The sequence below is a fragment of the Klebsiella sp. GW_Kp182 genome, assembly GCF_040062275.1.
Lineage (GTDB): Bacteria > Pseudomonadota > Gammaproteobacteria > Enterobacterales > Enterobacteriaceae > Klebsiella > Klebsiella michiganensis.
Window position 1 is genome coordinate 58,473 of sequence record NZ_JBEAFQ010000052.1, and the last position, 21,603, is coordinate 80,075.

At 56.6% G+C, this 21,603-nt stretch carries 22 protein-coding genes; 14 read left to right on the plus strand and 8 right to left on the minus strand.

Annotation, left to right across the window (positions count from 1 at the left end; genetic code table 11):
* The first annotated feature begins 22 nt into the window (after nt 1–22).
* Complete coding sequence (gene patD, locus ABLU88_RS22500) at nt 23–1,450, plus strand: aminobutyraldehyde dehydrogenase (RefSeq protein ID WP_348838014.1); 1,428 nt, start codon at nt 23–25, stop codon at nt 1,448–1,450.
* A 356-nt stretch (nt 1,451–1,806) separates the two neighbouring features.
* Here the strand turns inward: patD and ABLU88_RS22505 are convergent, their stop codons facing one another.
* Nucleotides 1,807–1,929, minus strand: a complete 123-nt coding sequence (locus ABLU88_RS22505; protein WP_139153617.1) for a small membrane protein — start codon at nt 1,927–1,929, stop codon at nt 1,807–1,809.
* A gap of 559 nt (nt 1,930–2,488) precedes the next feature.
* On the opposite strand from ABLU88_RS22505, the gene ABLU88_RS22510 reads away from it, so the two are divergent.
* Nucleotides 2,489–2,773 (plus strand): hypothetical protein, encoded by a 285-nt coding sequence (locus ABLU88_RS22510; protein ID WP_014229236.1) that lies wholly within the window; start codon nt 2,489–2,491, stop codon nt 2,771–2,773.
* A gap of 52 nt (nt 2,774–2,825) precedes the next feature.
* Here ABLU88_RS22510 and yncL read toward each other — a convergent pair whose 3' ends face one another.
* On the minus strand, nt 2,826–2,918 hold the full coding sequence (gene yncL / locus ABLU88_RS22515) for a stress response membrane protein YncL (protein WP_004101822.1): 93 nt from the start codon (nt 2,916–2,918) through the stop codon (nt 2,826–2,828).
* A gap of 197 nt (nt 2,919–3,115) precedes the next feature.
* On the opposite strand from yncL, the gene ABLU88_RS22520 reads away from it, so the two are divergent.
* From ABLU88_RS22520 to ABLU88_RS22530, 3 genes are all read left to right on the plus strand, one after another.
* Nucleotides 3,116–3,289 (plus strand): GhoT/OrtT family toxin, encoded by a 174-nt coding sequence (locus tag ABLU88_RS22520; protein WP_004850604.1) that lies wholly within the window; start codon nt 3,116–3,118, stop codon nt 3,287–3,289.
* 71 nt (nt 3,290–3,360) lie between these two features.
* On the plus strand, nt 3,361–4,131 hold the full coding sequence (locus ABLU88_RS22525; RefSeq protein ID WP_025107890.1) for an alpha/beta hydrolase: 771 nt from the start codon (nt 3,361–3,363) through the stop codon (nt 4,129–4,131).
* Between the two features lie 80 nt (nt 4,132–4,211).
* Complete coding sequence (locus ABLU88_RS22530) at nt 4,212–5,468, plus strand: putative acyl-CoA thioester hydrolase (RefSeq protein WP_348838018.1); 1,257 nt, start codon at nt 4,212–4,214, stop codon at nt 5,466–5,468.
* Nucleotides 5,469–5,471: 3 nt separating this feature from the next.
* On the opposite strand, the gene ABLU88_RS22535 is transcribed toward ABLU88_RS22530, so the two are convergent.
* Nucleotides 5,472–6,905, minus strand: coding sequence for an aldehyde dehydrogenase (locus ABLU88_RS22535; protein WP_025107888.1), 1,434 nt, complete (start codon nt 6,903–6,905; stop codon nt 5,472–5,474).
* A gap of 269 nt (nt 6,906–7,174) precedes the next feature.
* On the opposite strand from ABLU88_RS22535, the gene ABLU88_RS22540 reads away from it, so the two are divergent.
* Both ABLU88_RS22540 and ABLU88_RS22545 read left to right on the plus strand, forming a co-directional pair.
* Nucleotides 7,175–8,773 (plus strand): ABC transporter substrate-binding protein, encoded by a 1,599-nt coding sequence (locus ABLU88_RS22540; RefSeq protein ID WP_032749210.1) that lies wholly within the window; start codon nt 7,175–7,177, stop codon nt 8,771–8,773.
* Between the two features lie 17 nt (nt 8,774–8,790).
* Nucleotides 8,791–9,024 (plus strand): DUF2526 family protein, encoded by a 234-nt coding sequence (locus ABLU88_RS22545; protein ID WP_014229241.1) that lies wholly within the window; start codon nt 8,791–8,793, stop codon nt 9,022–9,024.
* 8 nt (nt 9,025–9,032) lie between these two features.
* Here the strand turns inward: ABLU88_RS22545 and ABLU88_RS22550 are convergent, their stop codons facing one another.
* Both ABLU88_RS22550 and ABLU88_RS22555 read right to left on the minus strand, forming a co-directional pair.
* Complete coding sequence (locus tag ABLU88_RS22550; protein WP_025107886.1) at nt 9,033–9,482, minus strand: DMT family transporter; 450 nt, start codon at nt 9,480–9,482, stop codon at nt 9,033–9,035.
* Nucleotides 9,479–9,997 (minus strand): GNAT family N-acetyltransferase, encoded by a 519-nt coding sequence (locus ABLU88_RS22555; RefSeq protein WP_014838395.1) that lies wholly within the window; start codon nt 9,995–9,997, stop codon nt 9,479–9,481. The genes ABLU88_RS22550 and ABLU88_RS22555 overlap by 4 nt, the downstream gene beginning before the upstream one ends.
* 510 nt (nt 9,998–10,507) lie before the next feature.
* On the opposite strand from ABLU88_RS22555, the gene ABLU88_RS22560 reads away from it, so the two are divergent.
* From ABLU88_RS22560 to ABLU88_RS22570, 3 genes are all read left to right on the plus strand, one after another.
* Nucleotides 10,508–11,803, plus strand: a complete 1,296-nt coding sequence (locus ABLU88_RS22560) for a porin (RefSeq protein WP_348838022.1) — start codon at nt 10,508–10,510, stop codon at nt 11,801–11,803.
* 162 nt (nt 11,804–11,965) lie between these two features.
* Nucleotides 11,966–12,541 carry an XRE family transcriptional regulator gene (locus tag ABLU88_RS22565; protein ID WP_025107883.1) on the plus strand — a complete coding sequence of 192 codons (576 nt, stop codon included), beginning with the start codon at nt 11,966–11,968 and terminating at the stop codon, nt 12,539–12,541.
* Between the two features lie 65 nt (nt 12,542–12,606).
* Nucleotides 12,607–13,644 (plus strand): NADP-dependent oxidoreductase, encoded by a 1,038-nt coding sequence (locus ABLU88_RS22570; RefSeq protein WP_049071393.1) that lies wholly within the window; start codon nt 12,607–12,609, stop codon nt 13,642–13,644.
* Nucleotides 13,645–13,686: 42 nt separating this feature from the next.
* Here the strand turns inward: ABLU88_RS22570 and rihA are convergent, their stop codons facing one another.
* A complete protein-coding gene (rihA, locus tag ABLU88_RS22575; protein ID WP_064358447.1) occupies nt 13,687–14,622 on the minus strand; it encodes a pyrimidine-specific ribonucleoside hydrolase RihA in 936 nt (311 codons plus the stop codon).
* 293 nt (nt 14,623–14,915) lie between these two features.
* Here rihA and ABLU88_RS22580 point away from each other — a divergent pair, with 293 nt between their 5' ends.
* Nucleotides 14,916–15,215: a DUF406 domain-containing protein gene (locus tag ABLU88_RS22580; RefSeq protein WP_025107880.1), complete on the plus strand. Its 300-nt coding sequence runs from the start codon at nt 14,916–14,918 to the stop codon at nt 15,213–15,215.
* A 73-nt stretch (nt 15,216–15,288) separates the two neighbouring features.
* On the opposite strand, the gene pqqU is transcribed toward ABLU88_RS22580, so the two are convergent.
* Nucleotides 15,289–17,400: a TonB-dependent receptor PqqU gene (pqqU, locus tag ABLU88_RS22585; RefSeq protein ID WP_048262993.1), complete on the minus strand. Its 2,112-nt coding sequence runs from the start codon at nt 17,398–17,400 to the stop codon at nt 15,289–15,291.
* Nucleotides 17,401–17,663: 263 nt separating this feature from the next.
* Between pqqU and ABLU88_RS22590 the strand changes: the two genes are divergently transcribed.
* Both ABLU88_RS22590 and ABLU88_RS22595 read left to right on the plus strand, forming a co-directional pair.
* Nucleotides 17,664–18,725 (plus strand): YncE family protein, encoded by a 1,062-nt coding sequence (locus tag ABLU88_RS22590; RefSeq protein WP_014229249.1) that lies wholly within the window; start codon nt 17,664–17,666, stop codon nt 18,723–18,725.
* A gap of 232 nt (nt 18,726–18,957) precedes the next feature.
* Entirely contained in the window at nt 18,958–19,179 is a 222-nt protein-coding gene (locus ABLU88_RS22595; RefSeq protein ID WP_009652277.1) for a YgdI/YgdR family lipoprotein, read from the plus strand.
* Nucleotides 19,180–19,224: 45 nt separating this feature from the next.
* Here ABLU88_RS22595 and ansP read toward each other — a convergent pair whose 3' ends face one another.
* Entirely contained in the window at nt 19,225–20,685 is a 1,461-nt protein-coding gene (ansP, locus tag ABLU88_RS22600; RefSeq protein ID WP_025107878.1) for an L-asparagine permease, read from the minus strand.
* A 268-nt stretch (nt 20,686–20,953) separates the two neighbouring features.
* On the opposite strand from ansP, the gene ABLU88_RS22605 reads away from it, so the two are divergent.
* Nucleotides 20,954–21,493, plus strand: a complete 540-nt coding sequence (locus ABLU88_RS22605) for an AAA family ATPase (protein WP_004850644.1) — start codon at nt 20,954–20,956, stop codon at nt 21,491–21,493.
* Nucleotides 21,494–21,603: the final 110 nt, after the last annotated feature.

Below are 21,603 nucleotides of genomic sequence, written 5' to 3' on the forward strand. Positions count from 1 at the left end.
AATATCGATACAGGATAATGCTATGCAAAATAACCTTTTAATTAACGGTAAGTTAGTGGCTGGAGAAGGCGAGACCGTGCCGGTGTTTAATCCCGCCACCGGTGATGAGATCCTGTCGATTGCTGAGGCCACGGCGGCGCAGGTAGACGCTGCGGTTGAGGCTGCGGATCGGGCCTTTGTTAGCTGGAGTCAGACCACGCCGAAGTTCCGCGCCGAATGTCTGTTGTCGCTGGCGGACGTGATTACTGAACATGCGCAGGCGCTGGCTGAGCTTGAATCGCTCAACTGCGGTAAGCCGCTGCACTGCGTGGTCAACGATGAGCTACCGGCGGTCGTCGATGTCTTCCGCTTCTTTGCCGGCGCGGCCCGCTGTCTGCCGGGCATGGCGGCGGGTGAGTATCTCGAAGGCCACACCTCCATGATTCGCCGCGACCCGGTTGGCGTGGTGGCCTCCATCGCGCCCTGGAACTACCCGCTGATGATGGCGGCATGGAAGCTGGCCCCGGCGCTGGCGGCAGGCAACTGCGTGGTGATCAAACCCTCGGAGATCACCCCTTTAACGGCACTCAAGCTGGGTGAGCTGGCAAAAGACGTTTTCCCCGCCGGGGTGCTTAATGTGCTGTTTGGCCGCGGCGCCACGGTCGGCGATCCGCTGACCGCTCACGCGAAGGTCCGCATGGTGTCGTTGACCGGTTCGATCGCCACCGGCGCGCATATCATCGGCCATACCGCATCGTCGATTAAACGTACGCATATGGAACTGGGCGGGAAAGCGCCGGTTATCGTCTTTGATGACGCGGATATCGACGCGGTGGTGGAGGGCGTACGGACCTTTGGGTTCTATAACGCCGGCCAGGACTGTACCGCCGCCTGCCGGATTTACGCCCAGGCCGGAATTTATGACCAGCTGGTGGAAAAACTCGGCGCCGCGGTCGCCAGCCTGAAGATGGGCCCGCCGGAAGACGAAACGACAGAGCTGGGGCCGCTGAGCTCGCAGGCGCATCTGGACAGAGTCTGCGCCGCCGTCGATGCCGCCCGCGTGCTAGCGCATATTCAGGTGGTCACCGGCGGCAGCAAAGGGCCAGGCAACGGTTACTACTATCAGCCGACGCTGCTGGCGGGAGCGAAGCAGGAAGATGCGATTGTCCAGCGCGAGGTCTTCGGCCCGGTGATCAGTATTACCTCATTTCATGACGAAGAGCAGGCGCTGAGCTGGGCCAACGATTCGCAGTATGGTCTGGCTTCGTCGGTCTGGACCAGGGACGTCGGCAGGGCGCATCGCCTGAGCGCGCGTCTGCAGTATGGCTGCACCTGGGTTAACACCCATTTCATGCTGGTGAGCGAAATGCCGCACGGCGGGCAGAAGCTTTCGGGCTACGGCAAGGATATGTCGATGTACGGTCTGGAAGATTACACCACGATCCGGCACGTCATGATTAAGCACGGATAGGACGCGTTGGTGATAATCGCGAAGCGGACAGATTACCCTGCTAATAGTTAGTCATAGCAAAAAAAGCTAAAACGGAAGCGCTGGTTTATGAGAATATTCTCATGCCCCTTCAAGAGCTAAGCCATGATGAGTGCCGGAGATAAGCGCCGGATGGGGCTGGTACCCCCCAGGGTGCAGGATGCACCCTTAACGGGACACTGCAACGATTGATAATAATTCGTAAGCCCCTGCATGATATGCAGGGGCTTTTTGTTGTACGGTCGCTGCGGGTTTGTTACTGCGAGTGCGCCTGATATCGTAGCGTCATCAATTTATTACGTATCTGGTCATCTGGTTTTTCGAAAATGATTATCAGACTAACGTTTTGTTTTTTTGCTCGGTAAACTCGCCTGGCGACGTTCGCGAACATAGGAAAAAAGATTATAAATTGCAGCAATGAGTAAAATAAGCGCCACAATGAGAAGGGCGATTCCTGACATGTACCACCTCAAAAATAAATGAGTAAAAAACAAGCTTCGCATAACTTGTGATTATGAATGTATGATTTTGTGCTAAATAACGCAAATGATATTTCTTATCATTTAAAACCGGGCGGGGATGTCTGGCTGTTTGCTTTCGTTGTAATCTACTGATATATAGATTATTTCTAATTATGGATTCATTCTACTGCAATCATGGCTGCCCTGGAACCTGCTAATAATGATGATCGCATACCGGCATCGCGTCCAGGCGAGTATAAAGAACAGTAAACAATTCCCCACCGGTATGAAAAGCGCCTTTGTTTTTCACTGTACCGTTAAGCGTAGGTGGTCGTGCCGGGATGATATTAAGGCCCGGCATTAACCCTATTAATAATAATGTTATTGATATCGGCAGATGAAATTATTATGCCTGCGATCGGCAATATAAATCCGGTGAAATTTATTCGCGCGCGATAATCTTTAGATTCTGCGTAATTGTAATATTTATGTTAAATATTACGCATATCCAGGACGTGGATAAGAGAAAGGACGCAGGTTTGACTTTCTATAGCCGCTCATGCGAACATTCGGCGCAATTTGTTGCTTCGAAGTTGATATTGTTTTGAAAAAAATAGCGTGTTTCCTTTTTGTGGCCTGCGCCACGGCGATGCTTTACGGGAATTTTCCGGCCAAACAGATTATGGGCTGTGAAGAGCAGGGCGTCGCGGAACCGGTCTGCATGGCGGCCGCATGGGATAGTGAAAAAGTCGATCTTTTGCCGGCCTGGAATCCCGACGTCCAGAAGCTGATTACCGCGCAAAAGACCCTGTCTGCTGCGGAACCGGGGTCTTTCAAATCGTAAAAAAGCAGCCTTCACGGGCTGCTTTTTTAGGTTTCATTGCTGAGTAAAATCGCTAAAACCAACCAAAACGAACGGATAACAGGCCGATAAGCGCAAGTGCCGCGCCGACATTTATCAGAAGGACGGTTTTGCTGGAAACATCCATAACGCCACCTTTATAAATAAGCCTCTACATTTATAGTACGAGCTCAAAGTTTGCGCTATCGGACAAAGACGAATCGGGCGTTTTTCTGAAATTAACCCTGTTACCTGTTTTAAAATACCATAATCTCTGACGCACTCTGGGGGTGCGAAAAGGCATCGCGGTCGGCGAAAATGCCAGTCAGGGAAGGAAGAAGAAAAATGACGTTATACCAGAAAATGCTGATTTTTTACGGAGTTATGGGCTTCATCTGCGCGGTAATCAGCTGGTTCTTAACGAAAGAGAGCCGCTGGATCCGCCTGCTGGCGGCGCTGTTGATTGGTGCGACATGGCCGTTCAGTTTTCCCATGGCGCTGCTGGTCTCCCTGTTTTGAAGGAAAAATCGATGGCTCACTCTTGGTTATGACTGTATAAAAAAACAGTCATCACTCACGGAGCCTTTTCGATGCTTAGTTTTTACTCTTCACAGGCTGGCGCTATAGTGCGCTGGCTCGACCTGCCCGGTCGCGGCGACCCTGTTGTTTTTATCCACGGCCTGGGCTGCGCCTCGACCTATGACTATCCGCGCGTTGCCGCCGACCCGGCGCTGGCCGGGCGGCGAATGATTCTTGTCGATTTACCCGGTTTCGGCTACAGCGATAAACCCGAGTCCTTCGGCTACCGTATTGGCGATCAGGCCGGGGTGGTGGTTGAGCTGCTGGACCGCTTAGGGCTTGAGCGCTGCTATCTTTATGGCCACAGCATGGGGGGCAGCGTCGCGATTGAAGCGGCCGAGCGGCTCGCCGGACGGGTGCGGGCGCTGCTGGTGGCCGAGCCTAATCTCTATCCCGGGGGCGGCATGTACAGCAGACGTATCGCTGAACAAACTGAAGAACGCTTTATTGCTCGCGGCTACGCCGACATGCTGTCCGCCGACGCTTCGCCCTGGGCCGGCTGTCTGCAAAACAGCGCCCCCTGGGCGGTATGGCGCGGCGCGACCAGCCTGGTGAAGGGCGTTAATCCCTCCTGGTTTAGCCGCTTTATCCACTTATCCTGTCCTAAGGCTCTGATATACGGTGAAGATTCGCTACCGGCCCGGGAAGCGACGGATAGCGAAGCCGCCGGGATCCCGCTGCTGGTGATACCCCAGGCCGGGCACTCAATGGCGTGGGAAAACCCATCGGCGCTGGCCCGTACGCTGGCCGATTTTTACTCCACCATAGAGGCAGAAGCCTGATTCGTGATCGCCGCATATAAAAAGAAACTATATTTCATTTATTTTGATATATGGTTTCTTTTATTCATGGCGAGCGTGAAATGCGAAAAATCACTATCCTGGGTATCTCGGCTTTACTCTTTACACCGCTGCTTCTGCAAGGGTGCGCGACGCAAACTCCGCGCGGGACGACCTCCCGTCCGCAGCTTACTGCGGCAGAAGCGGCAACCTTCACCATTGAGCGCTATTTTGCGCAAGGCGGCGCGTTAAGTGCCCCCGATGGCCCCTGGTCGCCATCGCCAGTTCACCTCCCGCAAACCGAGAGTGCGTGGCGCGTGGCGCCGTCGGGAGCGCCGTTCACCCGCATTCAGCAGGCGGTTAACGCGGCAATAGACCAGCATGGGGCGCAGGAGGCGCGCATCTATATCCGCATCGAACCGGGCATCTATCGGGAGACGGTCTATATCCCTGAAGGCGCGCCGCCGATAACCCTCTACGGCGCCGGAGATAGTCCTGAAGAGGTGAGAATTGAGCTGGCAATAGACTCGCAGCTCTCGGTAGCGCGCTATCGCCAGCGGGTAAATAGCCAACAGCAATACCGCGAAGGCGATCCGGCATGGTATCAGTATGCGCTGTGCGCCGGGCGAACCAGCAAGACGATAGGCACCAACTGCGCGTCGGTGGTCTGGTCGCAAAGTGCGGATTTTCAGCTGCTGAATCTCAGCGTAGCCAATAGCCTGCTGGATACCGTCGACGGTGGGACGCATCAGGGCGTGGCGCTGCGGACGGACGGCGATCGCGTGCAGCTGGAGAACGTCCGCCTGCTCGGACGTCAGGACACGCTCTACGTAAATACCAGCAATCGGCGCAATGAGGCGGTAACCGACCGTATCAGCCGGGTATACGTGAAAGACAGCTACGTCGAAGGGGATGTGGACTACGTCTTTGGCCGGGCGAACGCCGTTTTTGATAACGTCCATTTTCACACCGTCTCAACGCGCCGCTCGCCCGAGGCATACGTGCTTGCGCCGAATACGTTGCCGGATAATCCATACGGCTTTCTGGTGAAGAATAGCCGCTTTACCGGTGACGGCGGCTATCAGGGCAACTTCAAGGCGAAGCTGGGCCGCGCCTGGGATCAGGGGGCGGGGAAGACCGGTTATTTAGCGGGTAAAACCGCTAACGGGCAGGTGCTTATTGCCAACAGTACTATCGATCAAAGCTACGATCGGCTTTCCCCCTGGGGCGCTGCGGCCACCACCGCCCGGCCGTTCCGCGGCAACACTTCCGCAGAACGGCAGCTTGATGATCTTGCCTTCAATCGCCTGTGGGAATTCAATAACCGCTGGCAGCCCTGAGGCTTAAAACGGGAGCTCGCGCGGGACCGTTTGCAGCGTTATCCAGCGTAGCTCGGTAAACTCGGCAATTCCCGCGCGTCCGCCAAAGCGGCCGTAGCCTGACGATTTGCAGCCGCCAAACGGCATTTGCGCTTCGTCGTGTACGGTGGGGCCGTTGATGTGGCAAATGCCGGTTTGCAGATTTTGCGCCAGGTTCCACGCCCTGGCGCTGTCCCGGCTGTATATCGCCGACGAGAGGCCATATTCGCTTTCATTGGCGACGGCCAGCGCTTCGGCTTCGTCCTTAACGCGAATAATCGATTTCACCGGACCGAACGACTCTTCATGCCAGATGCGCATTTCCCGGGTGACGCCATCAAGCAGGGTGGCGCGCATTTGCGTCGAATCGGATAGGCCGCCGGCCAGCAGGCGCGCCCCCTTCGCCAGCGCGTCCTCTATCAAGGCATTGCAGCGGGTGACGGTCTTCATGTCCACCACCGGGCCGAGCAGGCTGGCGGGCAGGGCGGCGGCGCGTCTGGCCAGCTGCGCCACAAACGCTTCCGCGACGGTCGCGTCAACGATGATGCGCTCGGTGGACATGCAGATTTGTCCGGCGTTGGCGAATGCGCCAAAAATTGCGCCTGCGGCGGCCTGTTCGAGATCGGCGTCATCCAGCACCAGCAGCGGCGCTTTGCCGCCGAGTTCCAGCACCGCGGGTTTCAGATGTTCGCCGCAGGTGCGGGCGATTATCCGTCCCACCGGCGTGGAGCCGGTGAAATTGATGCGGCGTACGGCGGGGTGGGCAATCAGTAACTCCACCAGCGCAGGCGCGTCGGCGGGGGCGCAGGTCAGATAATTGACCACGCCCGCGGGAAAGCCTGCCGCCGCCAGGGCATCGATAATCAGCCCCTGGGTCGCCGGTGAAAGCTCCGCGCCTTTGAGGATAACCGTATTTCCGCAGGCCAGCGGCGTGGCGATAGCGCGGGTCGCGAGGATTAATGGCGCGTTCCACGGCGCCATGCCAAGCACCACGCCTGCGCCCTGGCGGATGCCCAACGCCAGGTTTCCCGGCACGTTGGAAGGGATCACCTGGCCCTCAATTTGCGTGGTCAGGGCGGCGGCTTCGCGCAGGATATCGGCGGCCAGATGAACGTTAAAACCGGCCCAGTGCGCGGTGGCTCCCGTTTCCGCCGCCATCGCGGCGATAAATTTCGCCTCACGGCGCAGCATCTCTTCCGCGGCCTCCAGCAGGAGGCGTCGGCGCTCGGCGGGTACGGTATCGCGCCACTGCGGGAACGCCGCGCCGGCGGCAGCGGCGCAGCGGCGGGCATCCGCCAGGCTGGCGGCGCTGGCAACGGAGGCGCGTTCGTGCGTGAGCGGATTATCGCGGGTAAAGGTGGCATGACCTTCAGCATCATGCCACTGGCCGTTGGTGTACAGATTGCAGGTTATTGTCATTATTGGCTTCTCCTGGCGTTACGATTTGCCGAGTGTATCGGGTTGCGCCGCCGCGCGGTGGCGGTCGGGCGGTTATCGCCCGCTTTTTTCGTAACTTTGCGCAGGGTTCACATTTATGAAGAAGTTCGATGACGCCAATTGAGAGGATGTTGAATTTATCGTCGAAAACGCGGTTTTTAGCATAACCTGATAGCAATTGATTATTTGCCGGTTGAATTCTCCTGTGCTGTTATTAAAGGACTTATAACAAATTCATAAGGCTTATAACCATGTCTACAGGGAAAACGTTTCTTGCGCTGGCGTTGAGCGCGCTACTGCCGGCGGCAGGCGCCTGGGCGGCGGGCAACGATACGCTGGTCTATTGTTCCGAAGCTTCGCCGGAATCTTTCAACCCGCAGATTGCCAGCTCGGGACCATCTTTCGTCGCCAGTTCCCAGGTGCTTTATAACCGCCTGATAAACTTTGACCCGGTCAAAAATACGCCGATTCCCTCGCTGGCCACCGAATGGCGCGTCTCCCCGGACGGTAAAACCTGGACTTTCACCCTGCGTAAGGGCGTGCAGTTCAACAGCAACAAATACTTCAAGCCGACCCGTGATTTCAACGCCGATGATGTGCTGTTCTCGGTGCTGCGGCAGAAAGATGCCAACCATCCGTACCATAATGTTTCCCAGGGACATTACGAATACTTCCACGACGTTGGGCTGGATAAGCTGATCAAAGACGTCAAAAAAATCGATGATTATCACGTGCAGTTTGTGCTGAACGAGCCGAACGCGGCGTTCCTCGCCGACTGGGGAATGGATTTTGCGTCGATTCTGTCTGCCGAATATGCCGATGCGATGCTGAAAAAAGGCACCCCGGAGTATGTCGATACCTGGCCTATTGGTACCGGACCCTACGCGCTGCAGCAATATAAAGCGGATTCGCTGATCCGCTATGTCGCTAACCCGCACTACTGGGACGGTGACGTGCCGACCAAACACCTGATTTTCTCGATCACACCGAACGTTGAGACGCGGCTGGCGAAGCTGCAAACCAATGAATGCCAGATTATCCCCGCGCCGTCGCCGGTACAGTTCCCGGTGATTAAGGGCAATAAAGATCTGGCGCTGCATGCGGTTGAGGCGCTCAACGTTGGCTATCTGGCCTTTAATACCGAGAAAAAGCCGTTTGATAACGTACTGGTGCGCCAGGCGCTGAACTACGCTACCGACAAGCAGGCAATCGTGAAAGCGGTCTTCCTGGACTCCGGCAGCGTCGCGAAATCGCCGATCCCCGCCAATATGCTGGGCTATAAGAAAGATCTGCCTGATTACGACTACGATCCGCAAAAAGCGAAAGATCTCCTTAAGCAGGCCGGGCTGGAAAAAGGGGCCGAGGTCACCCTGTGGTCGATGCCGGTGCAGCGGCCGTATAACCCCAATTCCCGACGTATTGCCGAGATGATTCAAAATGACTGGAGCAAGGTTGGGATCAAAGCCAAAATCGTTACTTATGAATGGGGTGAATACCTCGCCGGCATGCGCAAAGGCGAGCACGACAGCGCGCTGTTTGGCTGGATGTCTGATAATGGCGATCCGGATAACTTCGCCGGCACCCTGTTAAGCTGCGATAACATTAAAACCGGCTCTAACGTTGCCCGCTGGTGCGATAAATCCTACGATGCGCTGGTGAAAAAGGCTATCCTGGTCAGCGACCCGCAGGCGCGCGCCGGACTCTACGCTCAGGCGCAGGAGATTTTTCAGCAGCAGGCCCCCTGGATCACCCTGGCGACCGGTAACACCTTCTACGCGACGCGCAGCAACGTGAGCGGCTACAGCGTGAGCCTGATGGGCAGCGATTTTTCCAAAGTTAAACTCAATTAAGCCGGAAGGAGAGAAGCATGTCGCATCTGGATGAGGTCGTCGCGCGCGTGGACGCCGCGATTGCCGAAAGCGTTATTAGCCATATGAATGAACTGCTGATCGCGCTGAGCGATGACGCGGGGCTGGGGCGGGAAGAGCGCTACGTTCAGCAGCAGCGTTTGCGTAACGCCATCGCCCACCACGGCCGCCAGCAGCACGAGGAGCAGGAAGCTCGCCGGGAGCAGCTGACCCGCGGCGGCGAGATTCACTAGTTACGCCGCTAGAACTGGCGCCTGGCCACCAGCCAGGCGCCGATAACCAGCATCACCGCCCCGCAGAGCGGGCCAACCAGCGCGCGTAGCGGGACGTGGTGCGCGCGAATCAGATCTATCACTAAGCCCCCAACCAGCTGGCTGGCAATCAATACCGCAATCGTGGTTGCCGCCCCGACGTTCTGATAGCCGCTGATGCTGGCAAAGACAAAGAACGAGCCCAGCAGACCGGGAATGAGCGTCCACCACTTTACGCTGACTGCCAGCTCCTGAAACCCCGCCGCGCCGTGCTTAAGCAGCAGTATTGTCACGAAAATCACGATGCCGACCAGCGAGTTAAGCAGCATGGCGATCAGGATGGTCGATGCGGACTGGGTAATGCGCACCATCAGCGTGTTTTGCAGCACCAGCCCGACGCCAGCGGCGATTAAACAGGCCAGGGTCAGCGTTTGATTCATGCGCTGCCGTCCGGATCGCGGCGATCGTCAAGCTGCAGCTGCATAAAGGTCAGATCCAGCCAGCGGCCAAATTTCGTGCCGACCTGCGGCATCTGCCCGGTGGTGATAAAGCCCAGCGTTTCATGCAGATGCAATGAAGCCTCGTTTTGCGCTTCAATGCCGGCGACCATGACGTGTTTATTCAGCCGTTTCGCCTCGGCGATAAGGGCGACGAGCAGGCTGCGGCCCAGCCCTTTCCCCTGATGATCGGGGTGGACATAGACGGAATGTTCGACGGTGTGGCGAAAGCCGTCAAAGGCGCGCCAGTCGCCGAAGGAGGAGTAACCGGTAATCACCCCGTTTTCTTCGCTCACCAGCACGGGATAACCGGCTATCTGCCGGGCTTCGAACCAGGCAATACGGTTGTCGGTATCGACGGTTTTGTCGTTCCAGATGGCGGCGGTATGGACGACCGCATGGTTGTAGATTTCAGCGATTGCCGCGCAATCATCTTTGCTGGCATGGCGGATGCTCATGGTAACCCTCAGGCTTGTACACTATAGTAGTACGATATTATTACAATAATGTACGCAAGGCTGTCATCTGTTTTGGCCATAAATTTTTCCTCTGGCCGGCCGGGTCCGTTGTGTGCGATGACTGCGCGACCCTGGCTTGCCTTCGCAGAAACATCATTCGTATTTATATTTCATGATTGGAGGATTTATTAAATATATTACTGTTAATCTGCCGTCATATCTTACATTTTTATTTACCGGATTTGGATTTTCCTGACATGCAGAAAAGAAATTACTTTTATCATAACTCCTTGATTATATTGGTGATGATGTAAATCATTGTGATGGCAGTCCGCTTTTTATTTTCACCCAATAGAACTAGTCTAACCCCTGAAGATATATTTCGGTTAAGCAGAGTGCATGTCGAGAAGTTATTCAATGTGGCTCTGTTGGATTTATATAACGATATTCTGTTTACACTATTATGCGTATTTATACGCAGGGAATGATTTTGCTAACAAGGGTGAAGCAATGGCGCGTACACAAAATATGAAGAAATTAATGCCGTCAATATTGGCAATGGCCATGGGGGCTATATTGGGCAATTCCGCTATGGCGGCTGAAACCACCGCGCTACAGGCGGCACCGGCTTATACCGCGACGCAGACTAAAGGGGAGACGCTGTGGAGCAATGACGATACGGCAATCGGTATTTTAGGATCCGTACGTTTAATGGCCAAAACGGACTCTAATCATACTCAGGAACATAATATACAGAATAATGACTCGCGGCTGGGGGTTGCCGTGCGGCATAATTTTGACCTGAACGGCCTGAGTAATTATGCCGTCGGTTATTATGAGACCGGCGTTCATGGTTTAGATTCCGCCACCGATGACCAGGGAAATGATGTTTATACCCGGCAGGTTTATGCCGGTATTGGCAATGACCGCTATGGCGTGGTGACCTTCGGCAAACAGTATGCTCCCACGGACTGGGGGCTGGGTATTGATACGACTTATGCCTGGGGCGGTAAAGCGAAACATGATACCGCCGGAATGTCGACGGATATTATTAATTCCGCGGCAATCTATTATTACAATGATAAAAATATGACGATTGGCGTCATGGGGCAAGGCAATGACAACGTCGACAGCATCGGCTTTGCGGCCTACGGCGATGGGCCGAACCTGCATGACGCTTACCGCGATGGTTCAGCCACCGTTCACGGCGGCGCCGCGGTTGCCGCGCAGTACCGTTGGGATAACGGCTTCTCCGTCTCCAGCGCGGTGGCGTATAACAATTACACGGTAAATAGCGGGTCAGTCAGCGGCTGCCAGAATTTTGGCCCTAATGGCCACTGTTTTAATTACACCGATAATAACGGCGATGCCTATGACGGCAATACTTATAGCATGGGTATGAACGCGAAATATACGACAAGCGTTGGCGATCATGCCTGGTATAACGGCGCGGAAGTGACTTATTACCTCAATAAAGTGAATGATGTTACAGCGGCGACCAGCGGCCATTACGAACATAATAACCAGCAGGGGGATGACCAGGAAACGGTTCTCGGTCTGGAATATGACTCGCAATTTAAAATCACCCCGGCCTGGAGCATGTACGTTGATTTTAACTGGTCGCAGGGCGGCGATGCGATGGAGGGGCAGCACTTCCAGTCGACGGTATTAGGCACCGATTACTGGCTGGGGAAAAACGCGGTGACTTATCTTGAATACGGCTACGAAAAAGCCTGGGGCAACGATAATGAAGCGTGGAATATTGACGACAATCTCGGCGCAGTGGGGCTGCGCGTCTTTATCTGACGGGCATTTTCTTTTCATTTATGGTCTTGAGGGTGCTTTAGTTAACGGATTGCATCCTTTTCTGCCTTGCCCGGCGGTGTATTACGCCGGGCCTTTTCACGATAATCGCCGCTATCGGCGTCTGGTTGTAGAAACAGTAGGGCTACACTATAGTGTCACGTTATGAATACTATAGAAGACAACCTCAACCAGCGCATCAGCGCACGCATCCGAATCGAGCGGGAATCCCGCGGCTGGTCGCTCAGCGAACTCGCCGAGCGGGCTGGGGCGTCGCGGGCGATGATCCACAAGATCGAGCGCGGCGAAAGCAGCCCGACGGCGTCGATGCTTGGACGACTTTCCGGCGCCTTCGGCATTAGCATGTCGACGCTGATCGCCAGGGCGGAGATGCAGGAAGGCAAGCTGCTGCGTTTTGCTCATCAGCCGGTGTGGCACGATCCGCAGAGCCACTATCTTCGGCGTCACGTTTCCCCGCGTAGCGACCTGCCTATCGATCTGGTGCAGGTGGAACTTCCGGCTGGCAGCGACGTTCCTATGCCCGCGTCATCCTATGCGCTGGCCCGGCAACTCATCTGGCTACAGCAGGGCGAACTGGTCTTTCTCGAAGGCAACGCGCGCCACGAAATGCAGGCGGGGGATTGCCTGGAGCTCGGGCCGCCGAACGACTGCCGCTTTATTAATGAAACCACGCAGCCCTGCATCTATCTGGTGGTCCGGCTCAATCAATCTGCCTCATAATGTCAATGCGCGTTGCCGGGAAAGCAGCTAGCCTCAATACAGACTTGTCAAAAGAGGAGTTTGTTATGGCTTTCAATCCGCAACGCCACCGCCGCTGGCTGCTGGCATCCCGTCCGCACGGCGAGCCGACCGGGGAAAACTTCCGCCTGGAAGAGGGTGAGGTCGCTTCTCCCGGGCCGGGACAGCTACTGCTGCGCACCGTCTTTCTGTCTTTAGATCCCTATATGCGCGGGCGGATGAGCGACGCTCCTTCCTATTCGCCGCCGGTCGCCGTTGGCGCGGTGATGGTGGGCGGCACCGTGAGCCGCGTCGTGACATCGAACCATGATGATTATCAGCCCGGCGACTGGGTGCTGGGCTACGGCGGCTGGCAGGATTATGAACTCTCCGACGGCAGCGGGCTGGTGAAGTTAGGCGAGAGCCCGGAACACCCTTCCTGGGCGTTGGGGATCCTCGGCATGCCGGGCTTTACGGCCTATATGGGGCTGCTGGATATTGGTCAGCCGAAAGCGGGCGAAACGCTGGTGGTCGCCGCCGCCACCGGGCCGGTTGGCGCAACGGTCGGACAGATTGCGAAGCTGAAAGGCTGCCGTACGGTGGGCATCGCGGGCGGCAGCGAGAAGTGCCGCTATGCGGTAGAAACCCTCGGCTTCGACGCCTGCATCGATCACCGCGCGCCCGATTTCGCCGTCAAACTGCTTGAAGCCTGCCCGCAGGGGATCGATATCTACTATGAGAACGTCGGTGGGAAAGTGTTTGATGAAGTACTGCCGCTGCTGAACACCTCGGCCCGCGTGCCGGTTTGCGGCCTGGTCAGCGGCTACAATGCCACCTCGCTGCCCGACGGCCCGGATCGTTTACCGCTGCTGATGGCGACAATCCTCAAAAAACGCATCCGTATGCAGGGCTTTATTATCGGCCAGGATTACGGGCACCGGATTGCCGAGTTCCAGCAGGAGATGGGGCGCTGGGTGCAGGCAGGGAAAATCAAATACCGCGAGCAGGTGGTTGACGGCCTGGAGAACGCGCCGCAGGCGCTCATCGGTCTGCTGAAGGGCGAGAACTTCGGTAAAGTGGTGGTTCGCGTCTCTCCTGACGAGTAGCTTTTTCCCGGCAGGCATCGCGCCTGCCGGTTTTATGATGATTTACGCGTAAAACGCCAGCCGCTCCGCCAGCAGGTCAACAAACGCCTGGCGATCGACATCGAGCATCACCGTTGCGTTCGGCTTCCTGCCGGTCAGATTGTAGAAATCGACCACGGTCATTCCCTGGGTATATTTCCCCTGCGTTTCCACGCCGACCCAGCGTTCAACGGTGGTAAACATCTCCGGCTTCAGCAGCCAGGCAATGGTGCACGGGTCGTGCAGCGGCGCGCCGACAAAGCCCCATTTCTCATCCTTATGGTACTCAAGGAAGAAGTCGAGCAGTTCGGCGACGATGGTGGATATCGGGTTGCCAATGCGGCGGAAGCGCTCAATATCCTCAACGTGAATTTGCGCTTTATGGGTGACGTCTAACCCGGCCATCACCACCGGAATGCCGGACTGGAAAACGATCTCCGCCGCTTCCGGGTCGACGTAGATATTAAACTCGACCGCCGGCTGCCAGTTACCCAGCACCATCGCACCGCCCATTATCACGATGCGGGCAATTTTGGCATGCAGTTCAGGGTGGCTGTTGAGCAGCAGGGCGACGTTGGTTTGCGGGCCGGTTGCGACGATGGTGACCGGCTCGGCGCTGTCGCGCAGGGTTTTGGCCATCAGCTCGACGGCGGTGAACGTCTGGGCGGCAAAGCCCGGTTCCGGCAGCGCCGGACCGTCAAGACCGCTCTCGCCATGCACGTTATCGGCGATAATCAGCTCCCGCATCAACGGCTTGAGCGCGCCGCCGGCTACCGGAATATCCGGGCGCTTAAGCAGGGTGAGCATCCGCAGGACGTTGCGCAGGGTTTTGTCCGGGGTCTGATTTCCCGCGGAAGAGGTGACGGCTTTAACATTGAGTTCGGGTGAGGCGAGGGCAAGAACGAGGGCAATCGCGTCATCATGACCCGGATCGCAATCGATAATCACTGGCAGTGCCATAGCAGCTCCTTGTTGGCGTTATTTTGTGACAAGGGTAACGCCGTAAAGCGGTATAGACGAGGCTTAGCGCAGGATAGTGTGATGACGTGCACGATTGAGCGCCGATATCGCGCGACGCCTTGCCAATCTATCTGCCTGATCCTTGCGCAATCAGGGGGTAGCCATGCGGTGGCGCAAAAAGTCGCTTCTCGCGGAGGCCTATAATGATAAAACGACTCAACCATACAAATATTCATGGTTTGCTTTCCGCCAACGGATTCTTATTCTAAAGAAAACTTCAAGAGGTAACCGCAATGAAAGATGTTGTAGATAAATGCAGTACCAAAGGCTGCGCCATTGACGTGGGCTCGATTATTGATAATGAGGACTGCGTCTGGCGGGTAGAGAAAAACTTCGCCAGCCGCGAAGAGGCCGAGTCCACCATCGCGGCCGTCCGCGAACGTGCCCTGGCCGCCGCGCCCGCCAGCGAGCCGCCGCAGGTCGACTATACCATCGTGGCCGCCGGCGATGAGGCAAAGCTTGAGGCTTCGATTGCCTTCTCCTGCCAGGCGGAAAAGATCATTTTCGAATTGTCGTTAAGAAACGTGATTTAACGCCATCGAGCATCCACGGCTAACCCTCAACAGGATCCTGCGAGCGATCCCGTTGAGGTCCCGCAATTAAGCGTTACTCAAACCGCCATGCCAGATTTAGACCGATACCGTAATTACGGCCCGGCGCCGGTTCGTAGTAGCGGCCGTTGGATTCGTTAACGATAACCGAGCCCGCGTAGCTGCGGTCAAACAGGTTATCGACGCGGCCAAACAGATCCATATCCATTTTGCCGTAGCTCCATTTATAGCCGGTCGTCAGGCCGACCACCGTCCAGGATGGGGCTTTGGCGGTGTTCTCATCGTTAGCCATAATATCGCTCATATAGCGAATATCGCTGCCCGCGTACCAGCCTTTTTCGGGCTGGTAGCCAAAGGAGGCATAGCCCATGTTGCGGGCGATCCCCGGAATGCGATTGCCTTTACAGCTGGCATCATCACAGACGTTGGTACGATAGGTCGCATCCAGCCAGGTCCAGGCCGCTTTTAAACGCCAGCTCTCGCCGAACTGCTGATCCAGCCCCAGCTCCATCCCCTGGCGACGGGTTTTCCCGGCGTTTTTGTAGCTGGTACGCCCGCCGCTGCTGGCGTCGACGACAATCTCATTGTCGGTGTCGGTCTGGAACAGCGCGGCGGTCAACAGGCCGTTGCCGATACGCGCCTTGCTGCCAATTTCAACGGTTTCGTTGGTGGACGGCTGCAGGCCAAAGTTCAGCCCGCCCTGGTCGCCGGAGCGATAGGAAAGCTCATTGATGGTCGGCGTTTCGAAACCGCGGCCGGCGGAGACGTAGACGTTCCACGCGTCGGTTACCGCATATTTCAGCGATCCTGCCGGCAGCCATTTATGATAGCTGGCCTCGCCGCTGTCATCGCCGTTGCCCGGCGTAATGTAATAATCGTTGGAATCGAACCAAACCGAGCTGTAGCGCACGCCCGCGTCCAGAGAGAGTTTCTCGGTGAGCTGCCACTGGGTTTGCAGATAGGGATCGACGTTCCACATCAGGTTACGCTCGTTGCGGCGAAGGTCTCCCTTTTCACCGTACTGCGGCGCGCCGTTGCTCATAACAAAGTTTTCGTAACCTTTGCGGCGCTCGCTCATGGTTTCGTAATCAAGACCGGTGGTAAAGGTGACCGGCACCAGCAGCTCGCCGCGGTGGGTCCAGCGGGTATCAATTCCCTGGTAGTGACGCGTCAGGTCGATAACGCCGCCAGCATGGGTGGGTTTGAGCTGCGGCGCGCGAGGAATCGACTGATATTGCGTGGTTTCACGTTCACCGGCGTACATCATCACGCTCAGATCGTCCTGCTCGCTCAGCTGTCGCTCGTAGCGTAAACCGGCCTGGGTTTGTTTGATGGTTTTGCGGGTATTGTACTCATCGCCTCTTGGCGACTGGCGCGGATTATTTTGCCATTCGTCATAGCTCAGGCCGCCCGCGTCATTAGCTTTAATATCCACGCTGTTAAACAGCAGGGTCAGCTTACTGACGTCATTGATACGCACGCCGAGCTTCGCGTTGGCGAGATTCTTACGCGCGCCGCTATGGTCGCGGGAGCCGTGGGTGGTGAAGCGGTTGGTGGAAACCACGTAGTCGACGTCGCCCGCGTGGCTGCCGTCGCCCACCGCGCCGGTCGCTTTCATACCGTAATGCCAGGTGCCAAAGCTGCCGTAGTAGCTGCTGGCTTCTATAGTGGGCGGCTGGCTTCCGGTCTGGCTGGTGGCGTTGATCACCCCGCCGGAGGAGTTACCGTACAGGGCGGAAAAAGGTCCGCGCAGCACCTCGAGCGAATCGAGGCTGCCAATATCAATATTCGAGGTTTGCCCCTGGCCATCGGGCATGGTGGCCGGGATACCGTCGACGTAAATACGCAGCCCGCGCACGCCGTAGGTGGAGCGGGACCCGAAGCCGCGAATCGAAAGCTGCAGATCCTGCGCGTAGTTCTGGCGGTTTTGCACCTGCAGTCCCGGTACCGCGCCCAGCGACTCGGAGAGGTTTACCCGCGGCGCGGCCTGGCGCATCTCATCGCCGTTAACCACGCTAACGGCGGCGGGGGTATCGAGTTCAGAAACCGCCGACGGCGCGGCGGTAACCACCATGGTCTGTTCAGCGGCGAGAGCGGTGGGCCCTGCGGAGACCAGCGGCAAAAGCAGAGCGGGGAGCGCGGCGGCGCGCACGGAAAGGATTTTCATCAAAGTTACTCACAAAACGAACCAAACGGAACATATGTATATATGTTAGCTCTTTTGTAAATTTTTTGAAAAGACTTAACGGAATTTGAGTTAACAAATAGCAAGAATTGCGTGATGTCGAGAACGCTACGGGTAATTAACGCTCCACATTGCGATAAATAATGATTACTATTCGCATTCCTAAGAAGAGCGCAAAGCGATGATTTTGCGCCCCGGAAGCACTGTCGAGCAGGCATATATTTGTTTTATCAAAGGGAGTCGTCATGTCATTACGTCATCTGTCCGCGCCGCGTCTGCGCCGTTCACTGTTGTTAACTTCGTTACTGCTGGCGGGGAGCTTTAGCGCCCACGCGGCGGAAGAAATGCTGCGCAAAGCCGTCGGCAAGGGCGCATACGAAATGGCCTATAGCCAGCAGGAGAATGCGCTGTGGGTGGCCACCTCGCAAAGCCGTTCGCTGGATAAAGGCGGTATTGTTTACCGTCTCGATCCGACGACTCTCGAAGTCACGCAGATTATTCATAACGATCTGAAACCCTTCGGCGCGACGATCGATAACGCCACTCAGACCCTGTGGTTTGGCAACACCACCGACAGCACCGTCACCGCCATTGATGCTAAAACCGGGAAAGTGAAAGGGCGTCTGGTGCTTGACGCCCGCCAGCGCAGCGAAACCGTACGTCCGCTGGCCCCGCGCGAGCTGGCGGTCAATGAGAAAACCAACACCGTCTACATCACCGGGCTGGGTAAAGAGAGCGTGATTTGGGTGGTGGATGGCGACAAGCTAACGCTGAAAGACACCATCGCCAATACTGGCGCAATGGCGACCGGCCTGGCGCTGGACGCGGAAGCGAACCGTATCTATACCACCAATGCCGACGGGGAACTGGTGACTATCGACAGCACCAGCAACAAAATCCTGTCGCGTAAAAAGCTGCAGGATGATGGCAAAGAGCACTTCTATCTCAACCTGAGCCTGGATACCGCCGGACATCGCGCCTTTATCACCGACGGTAAACAGCCGGAAGTGCTGGTGGTCGATATTCGCGATGGCAAAGTGCTGGAGAAAATCGCCGCGCCGGAGTCCCTGGCCGTGCTGTTTAACCCGACCCGCAATGAAGCCTACGTGACGCACCGTAAAGCCGGTGAAGTGAGCGTGATCGATGGTAAGACCTACAAAGTGGTCAAGACCTTCAAAACGCCGACTCATCCGAACAGCCTGACGCTCTCCGCCGATGGTAAAACGCTGTACGTCAGCGTGAAGCAGGAGTCGACGCGTCAGAAAGAGGCGACCCAGCCGGATGACGTTATCCGCATCGCGCTGTGATCCTGACGGGAGGGGGCAACCTCTCCCGCCATCAGAGCGCTCGCACTGCAGCCGGGTGGCGGATTACGCCTCACCCGGCCTACAAAATGCACTGTTTTCTGTCTGCCCGAAAACCGCACCCATCCAGATATCACCCTCTGTTACAAACACTTATTAGCCTGATAAATGTAATGGCTATAAACTTACGGCTTTCCTGCGCAAGCGGGACGGTGGCATTAATCCTGGAGAAAAGATGAAAAAATCATTAATGGTTGTTTGCGCCGGCGCGATGCTGGCTCTTCTGGCGGGCTGTAGCTCAAACTATGTCATGACGACAAAAAGCGGGCAGACTATCGTAACGCAGGGCAAGCCGAAGCTGGATAAAGATACCGGAATGACCAGCTATACTGATGAGTCGGGCAATAAGCGCCAGATTAACAGCAGCGATGTGGCTCAGCTGGTGGAAGATAATTAAGTTGTGCGGTTGCGGTTTGCCCGGTGAGGCAAACCGCAAAGTGATTTATTGCTGTTTTTCAATATTCGGCGCGGTGCTATGAATGTCATGCACGCGCTTGCGCACGCCAAACCAGCCGGCGACCAGCAAAACGGCAATCAGCGGAAGCGAACCGATGGTATAAGTCCCATTCGGATAATCGAAAGCCATTAATACCAGCACGCTAAGCAGGAACAGCAGGGTCAGCCAGGAGGTGAAGGGCGCACCCGGCATCTTGAAGCTAACGTCCGCCGCTTTGCCTTCCTTGATCGCCTTACGCAGGCGCATCTGGCACACCACAATAAAGCCCCATGAAGCGATAATCCCCAGCGACGCGACGTTAAGGACAATTTCAAATACCTGCGAAGGCACCAGGTAGTTGAGGAATACCCCAACGACATACACCGCCAGCGTAGCCAGAATCCCGGCGTAGGGCACGTGGTGGCGGCTCATTTTCGACATAAACTTCGGCGCCGAACCGCCCATCGACATGGAGCGCAGAATACGCCCGGTGCAGTAGAGGCCGGAGTTGAGGCTGGAGAGCGCGGCGGTTAACACCACGATATTCATCACGCTGCCGATATACGGCACGCCCAGCTTCGAGAAGAAGGTGACAAATGGGCTCTGCCCGGCCTGATAGGCATTCCACGGTAGCAGCAGCACCAGCAGCAGCACGGAGCCAACGTAGAACAGACCAATACGCCAGATAACGCTGTTAATGGCGCGCGGCACCATGGTCTGCGGATCTTTACACTCGCCAGCGGCGGTACCCACCAGTTCGATAGAGGCGAAGGCGAACACCACCCCCTGTACCAGCACCAGCGCCGGCAGCAGGCCGTGCGGGAACAGGCCGCCGTTATCGGTAATCAGGTGGAAACCGGTGGCATTGCCATCCAGCGGCTTTCCGCTGCCAAGAAAAATAGTCCCGACCACCAGAAACGCGACGATCGCCAGAACTTTCACCAGCGCGAACCAGAACTCCATCTCGGCGAACCATTTCACGCCGATCATGTTCATGGTGCCGACAATCGCCAGCGCGCCGAGGGCGAAGACCCACTGCGGAACGTCGCCAAACGCGCCCCAGTAGTGCATATACAGCGCGACGGCGGTGATATCGACGATCCCGGTCATCGCCCAGTTGATAAAGTACATCCAGCCCGCAACGTAAGCCGCTTTTTCGCCGAGGAACTCGCGGGCGTAGGAGACGAAGCTGCCGCTGGAGGGGCGATGAAGCACCAGCTCGCCCAGCGCGCGTAAGATAAAGAACGAGAAGAGGCCGCAGACCAGATAAACCAGCGCCAGGGCCGGTCCGGCCATCTGCAGGCGCGCGCCCGCGCCGAGGAACAGGCCGGTACCAATCGCGCCGCCGATGGCAATCATCTGCACCTGACGGTTGCCCATCGCCTTGTGGTAGCCCGACTCCTGCGAGTTCAGCCAGTGGCGTTTGGCAGCGTGCTGCTCCGCCACGCTAGAGTGTTTTGTATTCATTGATGTCGCTATTTTCCTGTCAATGTCCATGAAGTGGTTCGTGCTGCTGGCTCTCTCATCATTCTGAGGAATGAGATAAGCGAGCATGGCGGAGAATCCTACACGTATCGGAAAATGGACGCACGCAAAAGATTTGCGGACAGCACTTGCTTAAATATCAATGAGATCGGAAGCTTTTCGGCGTTCGCGCATGATGGGGAAATTTTGCTCATCGTTTTAACGTTATTGCGCTATTATTCTCCGCCCGCGTTTTGCCCGAGAGACCACGATGAAAATCAACGTAGTAGGGACCAGCGGCGTCGGCAAATCCACCCTCGCGCGTCGGCTGGCTCAGGAACTGTCACTGCCTTATATTGAAATGGATGTGCTCTACTGGCTGCCCGAGTGGCAAGGGACGCCGGACGATGAGTTCTACGCCAAACTCGCCGCCGCGCTCGCCGCGCCCGGCTGGGTGCTGGACGGCAACTATAACCGCAGCCGCCCGGTAAAATGGCGCGATGTGGATCTGGTGGTGTGGGTGGACTACAGCTTCTGGCGCACGATCCGCCAGGCGGTCCGTCGCGCGGCTTCACGCGCAAGCCGACGGCAGGAGCTGTGGCCCGGCACCGGCAATTGCGAAACCTTCCGCCGCTCTTTCTTTAGCCGGGACTCTATTATTCTCTGGACGCTGAAAACCTGGCGCAACAATCGCCGGCGTTACCTGGCGGATATGCAGGACCCGCAGTATCAACACATTCGCTTTGTTCGTTTACGCGACCAGCAGCAGACCGAGGCGCTGGTGCGCGAGCTTCGGCAGAATAGCCGATAATCCCCCGGCTCGCGCTGCGCGTAGCCGGGCTACCGGACCGCAGATTGTCGGTAACCCGTAGCCCGGGTAAGGCGTTTACGCCGCAACCCGGGGAATATGCCGTGACGTGG